This is a genomic window from Paenibacillus oleatilyticus (assembly GCF_018998565.1).
Taxonomy (GTDB): domain Bacteria; phylum Bacillota; class Bacilli; order Paenibacillales; family NBRC-103111; genus Paenibacillus_G; species Paenibacillus_G oleatilyticus.
Map to the genome: position 1 here is coordinate 1 of NZ_JAHNZO010000214.1, position 316 is coordinate 316.

The following is a 316-nucleotide window of genomic DNA, read 5'->3' on the forward strand; positions in this document are numbered from 1 at the left end:
GCCAGGTGATCCTGGATTCCGTCTCTTTCACGCTGGGTGAAGGCGAGTTCAAACTGATCACCGGGCCTTCCGGCTGTGGGAAAAGCACCCTGCTGAAAATCATCTCTTCCTTAATGGATCCGACCAGCGGAAAGCTCTATTTCGACGGCCAGGCGATCGACGAGATGTCGCCGGAGGCGTATCGCAAGCAGGTCTCTTACTGCTTCCAGACGCCGTCACTGTTCGGCAATACGGTTTACGACAATCTGGCGCTGCCCTACCAGATCCGTCAACAGCCGCCGGCCGAGCGAAAAATGAAGGCCGATCTGGCGCGTTT

General features: G+C 57.0%; 1 protein-coding gene. It reads left to right on the forward strand.

Annotated features, from left to right (window positions below; translation table 11 throughout):
- A partial coding sequence (locus KQX66_RS39200; protein WP_216798468.1) for an ATP-binding cassette domain-containing protein occupies positions 1–316 on the forward strand: 316 nt, incomplete at both ends.